Origin of the sequence: Citrobacter sp. S-77, assembly GCF_963864895.1 — a bacterium.
GTDB lineage: Bacteria > Pseudomonadota > Gammaproteobacteria > Enterobacterales > Enterobacteriaceae > Citrobacter > Citrobacter murliniae.
Map to the genome: position 1 here is coordinate 912,285 of NZ_CAWLWU010000002.1, position 16,970 is coordinate 929,254.

Annotated in this window: 14 protein-coding genes; 8 read left to right on the forward strand and 6 right to left on the reverse strand. The window is 50.6% G+C overall.

The window, feature by feature from the left end; all coding sequences use genetic code 11:
* Positions 1–7 precede the first annotated feature (7 nt).
* The 6 genes from AACS05_RS04925 to AACS05_RS04950 all read right to left on the reverse strand — a co-directional run bounded on the left by AACS05_RS04925 (position 8) and on the right by AACS05_RS04950 (position 6,459).
* Entirely contained in the window at positions 8–337 is a 330-nt protein-coding gene (locus AACS05_RS04925) for a cytochrome o ubiquinol oxidase subunit IV (protein ID WP_045440536.1), read from the reverse strand.
* The gene (locus AACS05_RS04930; protein ID WP_045440539.1) at positions 337–951 is read right to left on the reverse strand and encodes a cytochrome o ubiquinol oxidase subunit III; all 615 of its coding nucleotides are present in this window, start codon (positions 949–951) and stop codon (positions 337–339) included. The genes AACS05_RS04925 and AACS05_RS04930 overlap by 1 nt, the downstream gene beginning before the upstream one ends.
* Complete coding sequence (cyoB, locus tag AACS05_RS04935; RefSeq protein ID WP_003831008.1) at positions 941–2,932, reverse strand: cytochrome o ubiquinol oxidase subunit I; 1,992 nt, start codon at positions 2,930–2,932, stop codon at positions 941–943. Before cyoB ends, AACS05_RS04930 begins: the two co-directional genes overlap by 11 nt.
* Positions 2,933–2,951: 19 nt before the next feature.
* The gene (cyoA, locus tag AACS05_RS04940; protein ID WP_045440542.1) at positions 2,952–3,899 is read right to left on the reverse strand and encodes a cytochrome o ubiquinol oxidase subunit II; all 948 of its coding nucleotides are present in this window, start codon (positions 3,897–3,899) and stop codon (positions 2,952–2,954) included.
* 459 nt (positions 3,900–4,358) lie between these two features.
* Positions 4,359–5,834, reverse strand: a complete 1,476-nt coding sequence (ampG, locus tag AACS05_RS04945) for a muropeptide MFS transporter AmpG (protein WP_045440544.1) — start codon at positions 5,832–5,834, stop codon at positions 4,359–4,361.
* A gap of 46 nt (positions 5,835–5,880) precedes the next feature.
* Positions 5,881–6,459: a lipoprotein gene (locus AACS05_RS04950; protein ID WP_045440546.1), complete on the reverse strand. Its 579-nt coding sequence runs from the start codon at positions 6,457–6,459 to the stop codon at positions 5,881–5,883.
* Positions 6,460–6,765: 306 nt separating this feature from the next.
* Between AACS05_RS04950 and bolA the strand changes: the two genes are divergently transcribed.
* The 8 genes from bolA (at position 6,766) to AACS05_RS04990 (ending at position 16,750) form a co-directional block, all read left to right on the forward strand.
* Positions 6,766–7,089, forward strand: coding sequence for a transcriptional regulator BolA (bolA, locus tag AACS05_RS04955; protein ID WP_045440548.1), 324 nt, complete (start codon positions 6,766–6,768; stop codon positions 7,087–7,089).
* A 346-nt stretch (positions 7,090–7,435) separates the two neighbouring features.
* Positions 7,436–8,734: a trigger factor gene (gene tig, locus AACS05_RS04960; RefSeq protein WP_045440551.1), complete on the forward strand. Its 1,299-nt coding sequence runs from the start codon at positions 7,436–7,438 to the stop codon at positions 8,732–8,734.
* A 247-nt stretch (positions 8,735–8,981) separates the two neighbouring features.
* Positions 8,982–9,605, forward strand: coding sequence for an ATP-dependent Clp endopeptidase proteolytic subunit ClpP (gene clpP, locus AACS05_RS04965; RefSeq protein WP_003021624.1), 624 nt, complete (start codon positions 8,982–8,984; stop codon positions 9,603–9,605).
* A gap of 252 nt (positions 9,606–9,857) precedes the next feature.
* A complete protein-coding gene (clpX, locus tag AACS05_RS04970; protein WP_045440553.1) occupies positions 9,858–11,132 on the forward strand; it encodes an ATP-dependent protease ATP-binding subunit ClpX in 1,275 nt (424 codons plus the stop codon).
* 184 nt (positions 11,133–11,316) lie between these two features.
* Positions 11,317–13,671 (forward strand): endopeptidase La, encoded by a 2,355-nt coding sequence (lon, locus tag AACS05_RS04975; protein WP_045440556.1) that lies wholly within the window; start codon positions 11,317–11,319, stop codon positions 13,669–13,671.
* A 190-nt stretch (positions 13,672–13,861) separates the two neighbouring features.
* Entirely contained in the window at positions 13,862–14,152 is a 291-nt protein-coding gene (gene hupB / locus AACS05_RS04980; RefSeq protein ID WP_219352570.1) for a nucleoid-associated protein HU-beta, read from the forward strand.
* Between the two features lie 202 nt (positions 14,153–14,354).
* Positions 14,355–16,229 (forward strand): peptidylprolyl isomerase, encoded by a 1,875-nt coding sequence (gene ppiD, locus AACS05_RS04985; RefSeq protein ID WP_045440559.1) that lies wholly within the window; start codon positions 14,355–14,357, stop codon positions 16,227–16,229.
* A 146-nt stretch (positions 16,230–16,375) separates the two neighbouring features.
* The gene (locus AACS05_RS04990; RefSeq protein ID WP_045440561.1) at positions 16,376–16,750 is read left to right on the forward strand and encodes a helix-hairpin-helix domain-containing protein; all 375 of its coding nucleotides are present in this window, start codon (positions 16,376–16,378) and stop codon (positions 16,748–16,750) included.
* Positions 16,751–16,970: the final 220 nt, after the last annotated feature.

Genomic DNA, 16,970 nt, shown 5'->3' on the forward strand with positions numbered 1-16,970 from the left:
GCCGCTCTTAGTGCATCATCATGTTGTAGTTGAGGTTCCACATAATCCAGATGGAGCCCACAACCAGGATGGCGATGATAAGCACAGTAAAGACAAAGGCCGTCATGTTCCAACCTTCATCAGATTTGGTATTCATGTGCAGGAAGCACACCAGGTGCACCAGAATCTGTACCACTGCCATCGCCAGAATAGTCCCCAGAATGACGGCCGGAGAGGCAGAACCTGTCATTACCATCCAGAACGGAATGACCGTCAGGATGATCGACAGGATAAAACCTGTCATGTAGGTTTTTACGCTGCCATGGGATGCGCCGCCGCTCTCGTTAGAATGACTCATTACATCGCCCCCATCAGATAAACAACAGTGAACACACAGATCCACACCACGTCCAGGAAGTGCCAGAACAGGCTCAGGCACATGATACGGGTACGGTTAGTACTGGTAAGGCCACGACGAGCAACTTGCACCATCAACACTGCCATCCAGATAAGACCGGAGGTGACGTGCAGACCGTGGGTACCGACCAGCGCGAAGAATGCTGACAGGAAGCCGCTACGATCCGGGCCCATACCGTTAACAATCAGGTGATGGAATTCATAGAGTTCCATCCCGATAAATCCGGCACCAAACAAGAAGGTCAACGCCAGCCAGGAGATAACCTGGCTCTTGTTGTTCTTGTACATGGCGATAGCCGCCATGCCGTAAGTAATGGAGCTGAATAACAGCAGGAATGTTTCAACCAGAACGAACGGCAGTTCAAAAATGTCCTTACCTGTTGGGCCACCTGCGGTGCCGTTCACCAGAACGGCATAGGTTGCAAACAGAATAGAGAACAGAATGCAGTCGCTCATCAGGTAGATCCAAAATCCGAAGATTTTGGTCTGGCCTGCATCGTGGTGCCCGTGTTCGTGCGCGTGGGCATTCGCGTGCGTCAAAGTATCAGTTGCCATTTTTCAGCCCTGCCTTAGTAATCTCATCGAAATGCTGGTTTTCCAGTTTTTCGACTTCCGGTACCGGCACGTAGTAATCCACGTCTTCATCAAAGCTTTTCACAATCCAGCTGATGATCATGCCTGCGAAGCTTGCAATCGCCAGCCACCAGATATGCCAGATCATGGCGAAACCAAACAGTGTTGCGAAGGCGGTAATGACGATACCTGCACCGCTGTTTTTCGGCATATGAATCTCTTCATAGTGCGCAGGCTGTTTGTACGCTTCACCTTTTTCTTTCATTTCCCAGAAGGCATCACGCTCGTGAACGTGCGGCACAACGGCAAAGTTATAGAACGGAGGCGGGGAAGAGGTTGCCCATTCCAGTGTACGGCCACCCCATGGGTCACCGGTCAGGTCACGGTTCTGCTCGCGGTCGCGAATAGAAACGAAGATCTGAATCAGCTGGCACAGGATACCCAGTGCAATCAGCGCGGCACCGCAAGCGGCAACGACCAGCATCGGATGGAACTGAGGGTCAATCTGCTGGCTGAGGCGACGGGTCATCCCCATAAAGCCCAGCACGTACAGCGGCATAAATGCCACGAAGAAGCCGATGATCCAGAACCAGAATGCGCGTTTGCCCCAGGTTTCGTTCAGCGTGAAGCCGAACGCTTTTGGCCACCAGTAGGTCATACCCGCGAAGCAACCGAACACGACGCCGCCGATGATAACGTTATGGAAGTGCGCAATCAGGAACAGACTGTTGTGCAGTACGAAGTCTGCACCCGGAACCGCCAGCAGCACGCCGGTCATACCGCCGACTGAGAAGGTTACGATGAAGCCAATCGTCCACAGCATTGCTGAGTGGAATACGATGCGGCCCTGATACATGGTGAACAACCAGTTGAAGATCTTCACCCCGGTCGGGATGGCGATAATCATCGTGGTGATACCGAAGAAGGCGTTTACGTTAGCGCCCGCACCCATGGTGAAGAAGTGGTGCAGCCAAACAACGAACGACAGTACGGTGATACACACGGTTGCCCACACCAGCGAGGTGTAACCAAACAGGCGTTTACGCGAGAAGGTTGCAGCGATTTCGGAGAAAACACCGAAGACCGGCAGAACCAGAATGTACACTTCCGGATGGCCCCAGGCCCAAATCAGGTTGATGTACATCATCATGTTGCCGCCCATATCGTTGGTAAAGAAATGGGTACCCAGATAGCGATCCAGGGTCAGCAACGCGACGGTGACGGTCAGGATTGGGAAGGAGGCGATAATCAGTATGTTTGCGCACAGAGATGCCCAGCTAAATACTGGCATCTTGAACATAGTCATACCTGGTGCACGCATCTTAATGATGGTCACAAAGAAGTTGATACCGGTCAGTGTTGTACCGATACCGGACAGCTGGACCGCCCATATCCAATAATCGACCCCGACGCTTGGACTGTACTCTATTCCCGAGAGTGGCGGATACGCCAGCCAACCGGTCTGTGCGAATTCACCTACGCCCAGAGACAGGTTAACCAGGATTACGCCGACAACGGTGAACCAGAAGCTCAGGTTGTTCAGGAATGGGAATGCAACGTCACGTGCGCCGATCTGCAGTGGAACCACCAGGTTCATCAGACCGATAACAAATGGCATTGCTACGAAGAAGATCATGATCACGCCGTGAGCCGTGAAGATCTGGTCGTAGTGGTGAGGAGGCAGGAAGCCCGCTTCACCCGCAGAAGCCAGCGCTTGCTGACTACGCATCATGATGGCGTCAGCAAAGCCACGGATCAACATGACGATTGCGACGATGACATACATGATGCCAAGGCGTTTGTGGTCAACCGAAGTTAGCCACTCTTTCCACAGGTAGGTCCACTTACCAAAGTAAGTGATAAGGCCTAGTAAGGCCGCTCCACCGATGATAATGGCAGCGATCGTAACCATGACGATTGGTTCATGGAACGGGACTGCATCCAGTGTCAATTTTCCGAACATCGTATTCTTCCTCGGCCCCTTAGTGAGCGGATTCCGCGTGGCTCATGTCCATGCCTTCCATCCCTTCGTGTGCGCTGTGCTCACCTTCTGGTTTGGTCATGTCCATGCTCTTACCGTGAGCCATAAATTTGTTAATAACGTCTTTAAACAAATCCGGTTTCACGTTGGAGAAGTATTCCACCTGGTTGTATTCACTTGGCGCAGCCACTTTCTCGAACGCCGCCATGTCACTCATGGTGTTCGTGGACTGTTTCGCTTTAGCAACCCATTGGTCGAATTCGGCGCGGTCCTTTGTTGCGATAGCCTTGAACTTCATACCGGAGAAGCCTGGTCCGCTGTAGCTTGCGGAGATACCATCATAAGTACCGACTTCGTTAGCGATCAGATGCAGGCGAGTCTGCATACCGGCCATGGCATAAATCTGGCTACCCAGACGCGGGATAAAGAAGGAGTTCATCACGGAGTTGGATGTCACTTTGAATTCAACCGGAGTGTTCGCCGGGAAGGCGATTTCATTCACGGTAGCGATACCCTGTTCCGGATAGATGAAGAACCATTTCCAGTCCATGGAAACCACTTCGATGGTAATGGGCTTCTCGTCATGCGCCAGCGGTTTGCTTGGCTCAAGTGCGTGAGTGGTTTTCCAGGTGAGTACAGCAAGGAAAATGATGATCAGAATCGGCACCGTCCAGACCACAGCTTCCACTTTATTGGAGTGTGACCAGTTCGGGCTGTACTTCGCATCTTTATTGCTTGCACGGTACTTCCAGGCAAAACCAACAGCCATCAAGATGGCAGGAATAACGACAATCAACATCAGGCCAAATGCCGTCAGTATCAGTGAACGTTGTTCCAGTCCAATCTGTCCTTTAGGGTCAAGCAGCGCAGAATTACAGCCACTGAGTAATGCAGTGCCTGCAATTAATGACAACCATCCCAAACTTTTATTGTATTTCCTGAGTCTCATTTAACGACCTCAATTCCACGGGACCGGGTGGCGTTTAAAGTGTGAGGGCATTTTACGGGAAGGTTACATTACTGTAAACATCATTGGATCTGTGTTACCGGGTTCTGCCGTGCGTGTCACATATGTTGCAATATATGTCAGGTTGGCTTTAAGAACCTGTTGCAACATCATGTTATAACGAAAGCGGGTTCATGGAGAAGGTATAGAGGGCAATTGGTATAACCAATGGTAAAATAAAACAATTGTTTAACAATTGATTATCAATAAAGAGACAATTGAAGGGCGGAAAATAAATCAGTCTTGGCTGAATCGAGTAAGGAAAATAGAATTTATAAAAGGCGTCAATAATTTCCAAATTCTATGGGGCACAAAACAACAAATATTATTTTTATCAATCGTTGTTTATTTAGCCGTTATAATTACGCAGGGTGATTACAACGGCCAAATAAACCGGTCAAATTACGCCAGACGCGTTTTGCGTAGAGCCAGGTAATCCAGCAGTCCACCGAATACGATCCCACAGACGGCGATCAGGACCGCAACTTCAAGGAGTTCCGACAGGAAGGAGAAATTGGTGTAATCGAGGGCGTTCATCGTTAGCAGTAACAGCCATACAGCCAGTAGACAGCAGCCCACCAATAGCGTCATTAATGCCAGATTGTATGCTCCGCGGAATTCCGTGCGCGGGATAAAACTTTCGTTTTGCCAGCTATGTTCCAGCGTCTGACGGCAAACCAGCAACAACACGAGACCTGGGATCGCGGCAAACACAGAGAACAGATAAAATGTTGGCCAGCCGTGCGCTTCGACAAACCAACCCGCTACCGGACCTACGTAAACGCGTCCAACTGCGGAAAGGGCTGAGAGCAGGGCGAATTGCGTTGCAGAAAAAGATTTATTACACAACGTCATTAACAGGGCGACAAACGCCGCTGTCCCCATGCCGCCGCAGAGGTTTTCGAAGAATACTGCCGCGCCCATACTGAACATGTGTTTATCAGTAATGGAAAGTAACCAGTAGCCTGCATTTGACGCCCCTTGCAGAACGCCGAAAATCAGCAATGCACGGAACAGCGACAGACGCTGCATTAGGATCCCGCCGTAGAGTGCGCCAACAATTGTGGCCAGCAGCCCCAGCGTTTTATTGACGACGCCGACTTCGCCTGCGTCAAATCCAACGCCGCGAATTAAAAATGTCGTGGTCAGGCTCATGGCGAAGGCATCGCCAAGTTTATACAGCACAATGAGCAGCAGGATAAGCCAGGCGTTGTTACGCCCAAAGAAGTCACGTAGTGGGGCGACAACCGCTTGTTCCAGCGTTTTGGGAACCGGAATAGTATCTGTGGGTTCGGGGGCCAACAGGGTGGCGATAATACAAGGAATGAGTAGTGCTGCCATCAACCAGTACATTCCTTGCCAGCCCAACCAGCGATCGGCCATCCACAGGGCCAGTCCACCGGAAACCAGCATCCCCAGGCGGTAACCCAGCACGCTGATTGCCGCGCCGGTTCCTCGTTCTTCTGCGGGCAAAACGTCCGTTTTCCATGCGTCAAAGACGATATCCTGTGAGGCTGAGCAGAACGCGATGACTACTGCGAGTGCAGCCATCCAGCGTAGTTGCGAGCCAGGTTCCAGGAATCCCATTGCGGCGATAGAAATGAGTAGTAATAGCTGGGTAGTGAGCAGCCAGCCGCGACGTCGCCCTAAAAAAGGTGGCGTGTAGCGGTCCATAACCGGGGACCAGAGGAACTTAAAGACGTAGGCCTGGCCGACCAGAGAAAAGAAGCCGATGGTTTTAAGGTCGATATTCTCAACCGTCATCCATGCCTGGAGCGTACCGGAGGTCAGTGCGAGTGGTAAACCGGAGGCAAAGCCTAGCATCAGCAGAATAGCTGATTTCGGTTGCTGGAAAATGCGTAAATAGTGACTGGGCATGAGTATTTAAAGCTGACCCGGCGTTAGCCGGGTCAGGATGCAGAAATTAACGTGCGTTCTGCTTGATGAAATCATGAACGCTGGTGTCCTGAGACATATCAGAGATGGTGTCTGTCAGGACGCTGTTAACGGCGTCCGCAATATTTTTGTTAGAGGCCTGGAATGCGCCTTCAACAGAGTAGCTTGCGCGGTAGTTTTTCGTCATCTTGTTGCCGTTTGCCGCGGTTGCGATAATAGCGATGTCGGCTTTGGTGGCGATGTTATAGCGCACGCTACCTTGAGACACATCAGCATACAGTTGGCTAACGATGATTTGCAGGTTAACTGCACCGTTCGGACCTACCATGTAACCGCGCGCGGTCATCTGTTTCTCCAGTACTTCTTGCAGCAGGAATCGCAGATCGCGGGAAGCAGTCAGAGTAACCAGTTGATTGTCGCGGGTCACTTTCGCCAGTGCCTGATCCTGACGCTGGTCAGCGCCGTTGATGCTGACAGTCACACCCATCAGGCTAGGATCCTGCTGCGGCAGGGTAATTCTCGGAGAAACGTTAATGGTGGTGGGTGGAGTTGCGCAGCCAGCCAACATAAACAGCGCGACTAAAGGAAAGAGGATTTTTTTAAACATGCCAGGGCTCTCAGCGAATCTAAATTGTATGGTTAGAGAAATTTCCCGCCATCATAACATCGCCAACGACGAGGGGAAGTGGGTAACGCATGTAAATTCATCGCGTTGTCCGTTTAGTTACTTTGTAGATACCATAAGTGGAGTTTTTGCAATCAAACGAACAGATGAACCAGTGAACTTCATTCGTTTGAATGAGAAAATCAGACAAACGCTAATTATTTGTTGCTTAGGTGTAATGAAAACGGTAAAAGCGGCTAGTATTTAAAGGGATGGGTGACATCTCAGCGTTGTCGGAGGAAATATTTCATGATGATTCGTGAGCAAATAGAAGAAAAATTAAGGGCAGCGTTCCAACCCGTGTTCCTCGAAGTTGTGGATGAAAGCTATCGTCACAATGTTCCGGCAGGTTCTGAAAGCCACTTTAAGGTTGTGCTGGTCAGCGATCGCTTTGCAGGTGAGCGTTTTCTTAATCGTCATCGGATGATTTACGGTACGTTAACGGCGGAGCTCTCCACAACCGTGCATGCACTAGCCCTGCATACCTACACGACTAAGGAGTGGGAAGGGTTGCAGGATACTGTTTTTGCCTCTCCTCCCTGTCGTGGAGGTGGAGCGGGAAGCATCGCGTAGAAAAACGGATTTGCAACAACCGGCGCTTTTCCAGTATGTTGCTACAGATTATGTGAAAACGGCCTACGGGCCGTTTTGTTTTGTCTGAATTCTGAGCGAGTCGTATAGTATTCAGACAAAAATTAGCCGGGAATTGTGAAAAAAGCCGCAGCAACGCGCGATAACCGTTCTCGACTCATAAAAGTGATGCCGCTATAATGCGCGTCTTATTTTTCGGAATGTCTTCGGGATGATTCTGACGACAGGGAATGTGATTGATTATGAGAACATCCCGGTTCCGCGAAGCCAACAACCTGTGCTTGCGGAGAAGAGTTGACCGAGCACTGTGATTTTTTGAGGTAACAAGATGCAAGTTTCAGTTGAAACCACTCAAGGCCTTGGCCGCCGTGTAACGATTACTATCGCTGCTGACAGCATCGAGACCGCTGTGAAAAGCGAGCTGGTCAACGTAGCGAAGAAAGTGCGTATTGACGGTTTCCGCAAGGGAAAAGTACCGATGAATGTTGTTGCTCAGCGTTATGGCGCATCTGTTCGCCAGGACGTTCTGGGTGACCTGATGAGCCGTCACTTCGTTGACGCAATCATTAAAGAAAAAATTAATCCGGCTGGCGCACCGAACTACGTTCCGGGCGAATACAAACTGGGTGAAGATTTCACTTACGCGGTAGAATTCGAAGTATACCCGGAAGTTGAATTGACCGGTCTGGAAGCTATTGAAGTTGAAAAACCGGTTGTTGAAGTGACCGACGCTGACGTTGACGTTATGCTGGACACCCTGCGTAAGCAGCAGGCAACCTGGAAAGACAAAGACGGCGCTGCTGATGCAGAAGACCGTGTAACCATCGACTTCACCGGTTCTGTAGACGGTGAAGAGTTCGAAGGCGGCAAAGCATCTGATTTCGTACTGGCGATGGGCCAGGGTCGTATGATCCCGGGCTTTGAAGAAGGTGTTAAAGGTCACAAAGCTGGCGAAGAGTTCACTATCGACGTGACCTTCCCGGAAGAGTACCACGCTGAAAACCTGAAAGGTAAAGCCGCTAAATTCGTTATCAACCTGAAAAAAGTTGAAGAACGTGAACTGCCGGAACTGACTGAAGAATTCATCAAACGTTTCGGCGTTGAAGATGGTTCCGTTGCCGGTCTGCGCGCTGAAGTGCGTAAAAACATGGAACGCGAGCTGAAAGGTGCCGTGCGTAACCGCGTTAAGACTCAGGCGATCGAAGGTCTGGTGAAAGCCAATGACATCGACGTTCCTGCTGCTCTGATTGACAACGAAATCGATGTTCTGCGTCGTCAGGCTGCTCAGCGTTTTGGTGGCAACGAGAAACAAGCTCTGGAACTGCCGCGTGAACTGTTCGAAGAACAGGCTAAACGCCGCGTAGTTGTTGGCCTGCTGCTGGGCGAAGTGATTCGTACCAATGAGCTGAAAGCTGACGAAGAGCGTGTTAAGGGCCTGATCGAAGAGATGGCTTCTGCTTACGAAGATCCGAAAGAAGTTGTTGAATTCTACAGCAAAAACAAAGAGCTGATGGAAAACATGCGCAACGTCGCTCTGGAAGAACAGGCTGTTGAAGCGGTTCTGGCGAAAGCGAAAGTGACTGAAAAAGCCACTTCTTTCAACGAGCTGATGAACCAGCAGGCGTAATTCGTCGCTTTTTTAGCACGAAATATATACGCAAGCCCGTCACCTTCAGGTGGCGGGTTTTTTTTTGTCATGGATTTTGCATGGGAAGAGTGCGAAAACAGCGTTTCAGTGTTAGCGTTACAACAAAAGATTGTTATGCTTGAATTATGGCGATGTCGTACCCATTACAGAGGGACTAGCTGATAATCCGTCCATAAGGTTACAATCAGCACAGCAGGTTTTTTCAAATTTTATCCAGGAGACGGAAATGTCATACAGCGGCGAACGAGATAACTTTGCACCCCATATGGCGCTGGTGCCGATGGTCATTGAACAGACCTCACGTGGTGAGCGCTCTTTTGATATCTATTCTCGTCTACTTAAGGAACGCGTTATTTTTCTGACTGGCCAGGTCGAAGACCATATGGCTAACCTGATTGTGGCGCAGATGCTGTTCCTGGAAGCGGAAAACCCGGAAAAAGATATCTACCTGTACATCAACTCCCCTGGTGGGGTGATTACCGCAGGGATGTCTATCTATGACACCATGCAGTTTATTAAGCCGGACGTCAGCACCATTTGTATGGGCCAGGCGGCCTCAATGGGCGCGTTCCTGCTGACTGCAGGGGCAAAAGGTAAGCGTTTTTGCCTGCCTAACTCTCGCGTCATGATCCACCAGCCTCTGGGCGGTTACCAGGGCCAGGCGACGGATATTGAAATTCATGCCCGTGAAATCCTGAAAGTGAAAGGGCGCATGAATGAACTTATGGCGCACCATACGGGTCAATCTCTTGAGCAGATTGAGCGTGATACTGAGCGCGATCGCTTCCTCTCCGCTTCTGAAGCGGTGGAGTATGGTCTGGTCGACTCGATTTTGACCCATCGTAATTGATGCCTGAGGTGCAGGTGTGCCGCTACACACTTTATCCTTAAAGTTACCTCTTTGTAGGCTGCCAGTGCTTACCCCTGTTACTTACTTATGTAAGCGGCCGGGGATTTGCTTAGTTGCCGCCTCGATGTAGCTCGAATGATTTTGTGTATATACTAATGAAGGGCGGCACAACGCTGACAAGCGGCCTTGCGCCTGAGAATGGCATTTGCGTCGTCGTGTGCGGCACAAAGAACAAAGAAGAGGTTTTGACCCATGACAGATAAACGCAAAGATGGCTCGGGCAAATTGTTGTACTGCTCTTTTTGCGGCAAAAGCCAGCATGAAGTGCGCAAGCTGATTGCCGGTCCATCCGTGTATATCTGCGACGAATGTGTTGATTTATGTAACGACATCATTCGCGAAGAGATTAAGGAAGTAGCACCGCACCGTGAACGCAGTGCGCTGCCGACGCCACACGAAATTCGCAACCACCTGGACGATTACGTTATCGGTCAGGAACAGGCGAAGAAAGTGCTGGCGGTCGCGGTATACAACCATTACAAACGTCTGCGCAATGGCGACACCAGCAATGGCGTCGAGTTGGGCAAAAGTAACATCCTGCTGATTGGCCCGACGGGTTCCGGTAAAACGCTGCTGGCTGAAACGCTGGCGCGCCTGCTGGATGTTCCGTTCACTATGGCTGATGCCACCACCCTGACCGAAGCCGGTTATGTGGGTGAAGACGTTGAAAATATCATTCAGAAACTGTTGCAGAAGTGCGATTACGACGTACAGAAAGCGCAGCGCGGGATTGTCTATATTGATGAGATCGACAAAATCTCGCGTAAATCAGACAACCCGTCTATTACGCGTGACGTTTCCGGCGAAGGCGTACAGCAGGCGCTGCTGAAACTGATCGAAGGGACAGTTGCTGCAGTTCCGCCTCAGGGGGGACGTAAGCATCCGCAGCAGGAGTTCTTGCAGGTTGACACCTCTAAGATCCTGTTTATCTGCGGTGGTGCTTTCGCAGGGCTGGATAAGGTGATTGCTAACCGTGTTGAAACCGGCTCCGGCATTGGTTTTGGTGCGACGGTAAAAGCCCAGTCTGATAAAGCCAGCGAAGGTGAACTGCTGTCGCAGGTCGAACCGGAAGATCTGATCAAGTTTGGTCTGATCCCTGAATTCATCGGTCGTCTGCCGGTTGTGGCAACTCTGAGCGAACTGAGTGAAGAAGCGCTGATCCAGATCCTGAAAGAACCGAAAAACGCCCTGACCAAACAGTATCAGGCGCTGTTCAATCTTGAAGGTGTCGATCTGGAATTCCGTGAAGAAGCTCTGGATGCGATTGCTAAAAAAGCGATGGCGCGCAAAACCGGTGCCCGTGGCCTGCGTTCTATCGTGGAAGCTGCGCTGCTCGACACAATGTACGATCTGCCTTCTATGGAAGACGTCGAAAAAGTAGTGATCGACGAGTCCGTGATCAGTGGCCAAAGCAAGCCGTTATTGATTTACGGTAAGCCGGAAGCACAGCAGGCATCTGGTGAATAATTAACCATTTTATACAATCGGTTAATCAAAAAGGGGGGATTTTATCTCCCCTTTTATTTTTCCGTAAACATGGCGTTGAATGTGTGGGAAACATCCCCATATACTGACATACATGTTAAAGGTGGTATGAAGCACAGCAATGCCATCCGATTACCTGGCGGACACTAAACTAAGAGAGAGCTCTATGAATCCTGAGCGTTCTGAACGCATTGAAATCCCCGTATTGCCGTTGCGCGATGTGGTGGTTTATCCGCACATGGTCATACCCTTATTTGTAGGGCGGGAAAAATCTATCCGTTGCCTTGAAGCGGCTATGGACCATGATAAAAAAATCATGCTGGTCGCGCAGAAAGAAGCTTCAACGGATGAGCCGGGTGTAAACGATCTTTTCACCGTCGGGACCGTGGCCTCTATTTTGCAGATGCTGAAACTGCCTGACGGCACCGTAAAAGTGCTGGTCGAGGGGTTACAGCGCGCGCGTATTTCTGCGCTGTCTGATAACGGCGAGCATTTCTCTGCGAAAGCGGAGTACCTTGATTCGCCAGCCATTGATGAGCGCGAACAGGAAGTGCTGGTGCGGACCGCAATCAGCCAGTTCGAAGGCTATATCAAGCTGAACAAGAAAATCCCACCAGAAGTGCTGACGTCGCTTAACAGCATTGACGATCCTGCGCGTCTGGCGGACACCATCGCTGCCCATATGCCACTGAAGCTGGCGGACAAACAGTCCGTTCTGGAGATGTCCGACGTTAACGAACGTCTGGAATATCTGATGGCGATGATGGAATCTGAAATCGATCTGCTGCAGGTTGAGAAACGCATTCGCAACCGCGTTAAAAAGCAGATGGAGAAGTCCCAGCGTGAGTACTATCTGAACGAGCAAATGAAAGCCATTCAGAAAGAGCTCGGCGAGATGGACGATGCGCCGGATGAAAACGAAGCGCTGAAACGTAAGATCGACGCGGCGAAAATGCCGAAAGAGGCAAAAGAGAAAGCGGAAGCTGAACTGCAGAAGCTGAAAATGATGTCTCCAATGTCGGCAGAAGCGACTGTAGTACGTGGCTACATCGACTGGATGGTACAGGTTCCGTGGAATGCGCGTAGCAAGGTCAAAAAAGACCTGCGTCAGGCGCAGGAAATCCTTGATACCGACCATTACGGTCTGGAGCGCGTGAAAGACCGTATTCTCGAGTATCTTGCGGTTCAAAGCCGTGTGAACAAAATCAAGGGGCCGATCCTGTGCCTGGTTGGACCGCCGGGGGTGGGTAAAACCTCTCTGGGCCAGTCCATCGCTAAAGCGACCGGGCGTAAATACATTCGTATGGCGCTGGGCGGCGTGCGTGATGAGGCTGAAATTCGTGGTCACCGCCGGACTTATATTGGTTCGATGCCGGGTAAACTGATCCAGAAAATGGCCAAAGTGGGCGTTAAAAACCCGCTGTTCCTGCTTGATGAGATCGACAAAATGTCTTCCGACATGCGTGGCGATCCGGCTTCCGCACTGCTTGAAGTGTTGGATCCAGAGCAGAACGTGGCGTTCAGCGATCACTACCTGGAAGTGGATTACGATCTCAGCGACGTCATGTTCGTTGCGACCTCTAACTCCATGAACATTCCGGCGCCGTTGCTGGATCGTATGGAAGTGATCCGTCTGTCCGGTTATACCGAAGACGAGAAGCTGAATATCGCCAAACGTCACCTGCTGCCGAAGCAGATTGAGCGTAACGCGCTGAAAAAAGGCGAGCTGACGGTCGACGATAGCGCCATTGTGGGCATTATTCGTTACTACACTCGTGAAGCAGGCGTACGTAGTCTGGAGCGTGAAATCTCCAAACTGTGCCGTAAAGCGGTTAAACAACTGTTGCTCGATAAGTCACTGAAGCATATCGAAATCAATGGCGATAACCTGCATGATTACCTGGGGGTACAGCGCTTTGACTACGGCCGTGCGGACAACGAAAACCGCGTTGGTCAGGTTACGGGGCTGGCATGGACGGAAGTAGGTGGCGATCTGCTGACCATTGAAACCGCTTGTGTACCGGGTAAAGGCAAGCTGACCTACACCGGTTCTCTGGGTGAAGTGATGCAGGAATCCATTCAGGCAGCGCTGACCGTGGTTCGTGCGCGTGCGGAAAAACTGGGCATTAATCCGGATTTTTACGAAAAACGCGACATCCACGTCCACGTACCTGAAGGGGCAACACCGAAAGATGGTCCGAGTGCGGGTATTGCCATGTGTACTGCGCTGGTGTCTTGTCTGACTGGTAACCCGGTGCGTGCAGATGTAGCAATGACCGGCGAGATCACTCTGCGTGGTCAGGTTCTGCCTATCGGTGGTTTGAAAGAAAAATTGCTGGCAGCACACCGTGGCGGCATCAAAACGGTCTTAATTCCAGATGAAAACAAACGTGACCTGGAAGAGATTCCGGACAACGTAATTGCCGATCTGGACATCCATCCGGTGAAACGCATTGAGGAAGTTCTGACTCTCGCACTGCAAAATGAACCGTCTGGAATGCAGGTTGTAGCGGCAAAATAGTGACCTCGCGCAAAGAGCACTAATAAAAACAGGGCTGGCAGGTCATTTCGGACTTGCCAGCCTTTTTTTGTATAGCTAATTTAGATGACGGATTAGGTCTGCCATCATTAACGGGTGTTGTAAGGGCATGGCAGGCCTGATATAACTGCTGCGCGTTCGCACTTTGAAGGATTCAGGTGCGATATAAATTATAAAGAGGAAGAGAAGAGTGAATAAATCTCAACTGATCGACAAAATTGCTGCAGGGGCTGATATCTCTAAAGCTGCGGCTGGCCGTGCGTTAGATGCAATTATTGCTTCTGTTACCGAATCTCTGAAAGAGGGTGATGACGTAGCGCTGGTAGGTTTTGGTACTTTTGCCGTTAAAGAGCGTGCTGCCCGTACTGGTCGCAACCCGCAAACTGGTAAAGAGATCACCATCGCCGCGGCAAAAGTACCGGGTTTCCGTGCAGGTAAAGCACTGAAAGACGCGGTAAACTAAGAGTGATCCCCTTGGGGATGTGACAAAGTACAAGGGCGCATCAACTGATGTGCCTTTTTTATTTCCCATTCCGGGACTTTCTACGTGTTGTGGGCTGACAATTGCCCCTGTTTCTTGTCACAATAGACCTTTCCGCGCAGCGTTCAGAAAACGCTATGCTGCGTGAGGTATACAGTCACCTACAGCGGAGTGTGGTTACACCATGATGGACAGCTTACGCACGGCTGCTAACAGTCTCGTGCTCAAGATTATTTTCGGTATCATTATCGTGTCGTTCATTTTGACCGGCGTGAGTGGTTACCTGATTGGCGGAAGCAACAACTACGCCGCAAAAGTGAATGGCCAGGAAATTAGCCGCGGGCAGTTTGAGAATGCGTTTAACAGCGAACGTAATCGCATGCAGCAGCAGTTGGGCGATCAGTACTCTGAACTGGCGGCAAACGAAGGCTACATGAAAACGCTGCGTCAGCAGGTGTTGAATCGTCTTGTGGACGAGGCTCTACTGGATCAGTACTCCCGTGAGCTTAAGCTCAGCATCAGCGACGAGCAGGTTAAACAGGCTATTTTTGCTACTCCTGCTTTCCAGGTTGATGGCAAATTTGATAACAACCGCTACAACGCGATTGTGAATCAGATGGGGATGACTGCAGACCAGTATGCTCAGGCACTGCGTAACCAGCTCACCACGCAGCAACTGATCAACGGCGTTGCCGGGACAGATTTCATGCTGAAAGGTGAAACGGATGAGCTGGCGGCGCTGGTCGCACAACAACGTGTCGTGCGTGAAGCGACGATTGACGTCAACGCCCTTGCTGCGAAGCAATCGGTGACCGACCAGGAAGTAGCCAGCTACTACGAGCAGAATAAAAATCGCTTTATGACGCCGGAGCAGTTCCGTGTGAGTTACATCAAGCTGGATGCTGCAGCAATGCAGGAAACAGCCAGCGATGCTGATATTCAGTCTTACTATGACCAGCATCAGGATCAGTTCACCCAACCTCAGCGTAGCCGTTACAGCATCATTCAGACTAAAACGGAAGATGAAGCCAAAGCGGTACTGGATGCGCTGAACAAAGGCGGTGATTTTGCCGCTCTGGCCAAAGAAAAATCCGCCGACATTATCTCTGCCCGTAACGGCGGTGATATGGGATGGCTGGAAGAATCTACTACGCCGGATGAGTTGAAAAATGCTGGCCTGAAAGAAAAAGGTCAGCTGTCAGGTGTGATCAAATCTTCGGTTGGTTTCCTCGTTGCCCGCCTGGACGATATCCAGCCAGCACAGGTTAAACCTCTGAGCGAAGCGCGTGATGATATCGCGGCGAAAGTGAAGCAGGAAAAAGCGCTGGATGCTTACTATGCGTTGCAACAGAAAGTGAGCGATGCTGCAAGTAACGATAACGAATCCCTGGCGGGGGCTGAGCAGGCTGCTGGCATGAAAGCGGTCGAAACGGGCTGGTTTAGCCGTGACACCCTGCCGGAAGAGCTGAATTTCAAACCTGTCTCTGACATCATTTTTAACGGTGGTCTGATTGGTGAGAATGGTTCTCCGGGCAGTAATTCTGACATCATCACAGTGGATGGCGATCGTGCGTTTGTGCTGCGTATTGCGGAGCATAAAGCAGAGGCTGTTAAGCCACTGGCGGATGTGAAAGAGCAGGTCATCGCGCTCGTTAAGCATAATAAAGCTGAGCAACAGGCGAAACTGGATGCAGACAAACTGCTGACTGAGCTGAAAGCCGGTAAAGGTGATGAAGCAATGAAAGCAGCCGGTCTTAGCTTCGGCGAAGAGAAGACGCTGAGCCGAACTGGCCAGGATCCCGTGAGTCAGGCTGCATTTGGCCTGGGGCTGCCAGCGAAAGACAAGCCGAGCTACGGTGTGGCGAACGATATGCAGGGCAATGTAGTTCTGCTGGCGCTGGAAGAAGTGAAAGCGGGTTCTATGCCTGAGCAGCAGAAGAAAGCGATGGTTCAGGGGATTACCCAGAATAACGCACAGATTGTCTTCGAAGCGCTGATGAGCAACCTGCGTAAAGCTGCAAAAATTAAAGTCGGTGATGCGCTGGAACAGCAGCAGTAACCGAGGCTCTTCGCAAAAAATTGCAAAAAGTTGTATTCCCCAAAGGCCGCTTTCGCGGCCTTTTCCATTTCTGATATTTGCTATTTGTCTGCTGTTCTTCACCTCGCTATCGTGACTCTACTGTTAACAAACAAGGAGCAAACAGTATGAAACATGGAATCAAAGCACTGCTTATTACCCTTTCGTTGACTTGTGTGGGTATGACACAAAGTGCGCTGGCGGCGGAACCTGTCGCAAACAGTCAGATGACCCAGACCAAAGCAGATACCTCTGGTGCGGCGCATGGAAAAGCAACTGCACCGGCAAAATCCAGCGATGATGAAGGCACCAGGGTAAGTATCAATACAGCCTCTGCGGAGGATTTAGCGCGGGTTATGAATGGTGTGGGATTGAAGAAGGCGCAGGCGATAGTCAGTTATCGGGAGGAGTACGGACCGTTTAAAACCGTCGATGATTTAAAGCAGGTGCCGGGAATGGGAAGTTCACTGGTGGAACGTAATCTGGCATTTTTAACACTTTAATAACTTGCGCAGTGGCAAAAATTTGCCAGACTATAGAGGTCATACCAGTTATGACCTCTATACTCGTCGCATTTCAAGCTGTAGATGCGTTGGTTACGCTCACTTGCCCGAATTATACGCTTGCTGAGTTACTCGGTCTGCGACCTCCCTCTTAGGGGCCAGCGCAAGCGCTGTTCAAAACACAGCGTGTTTTGTCCTGCAACTCGAAATCCTTAGAGTA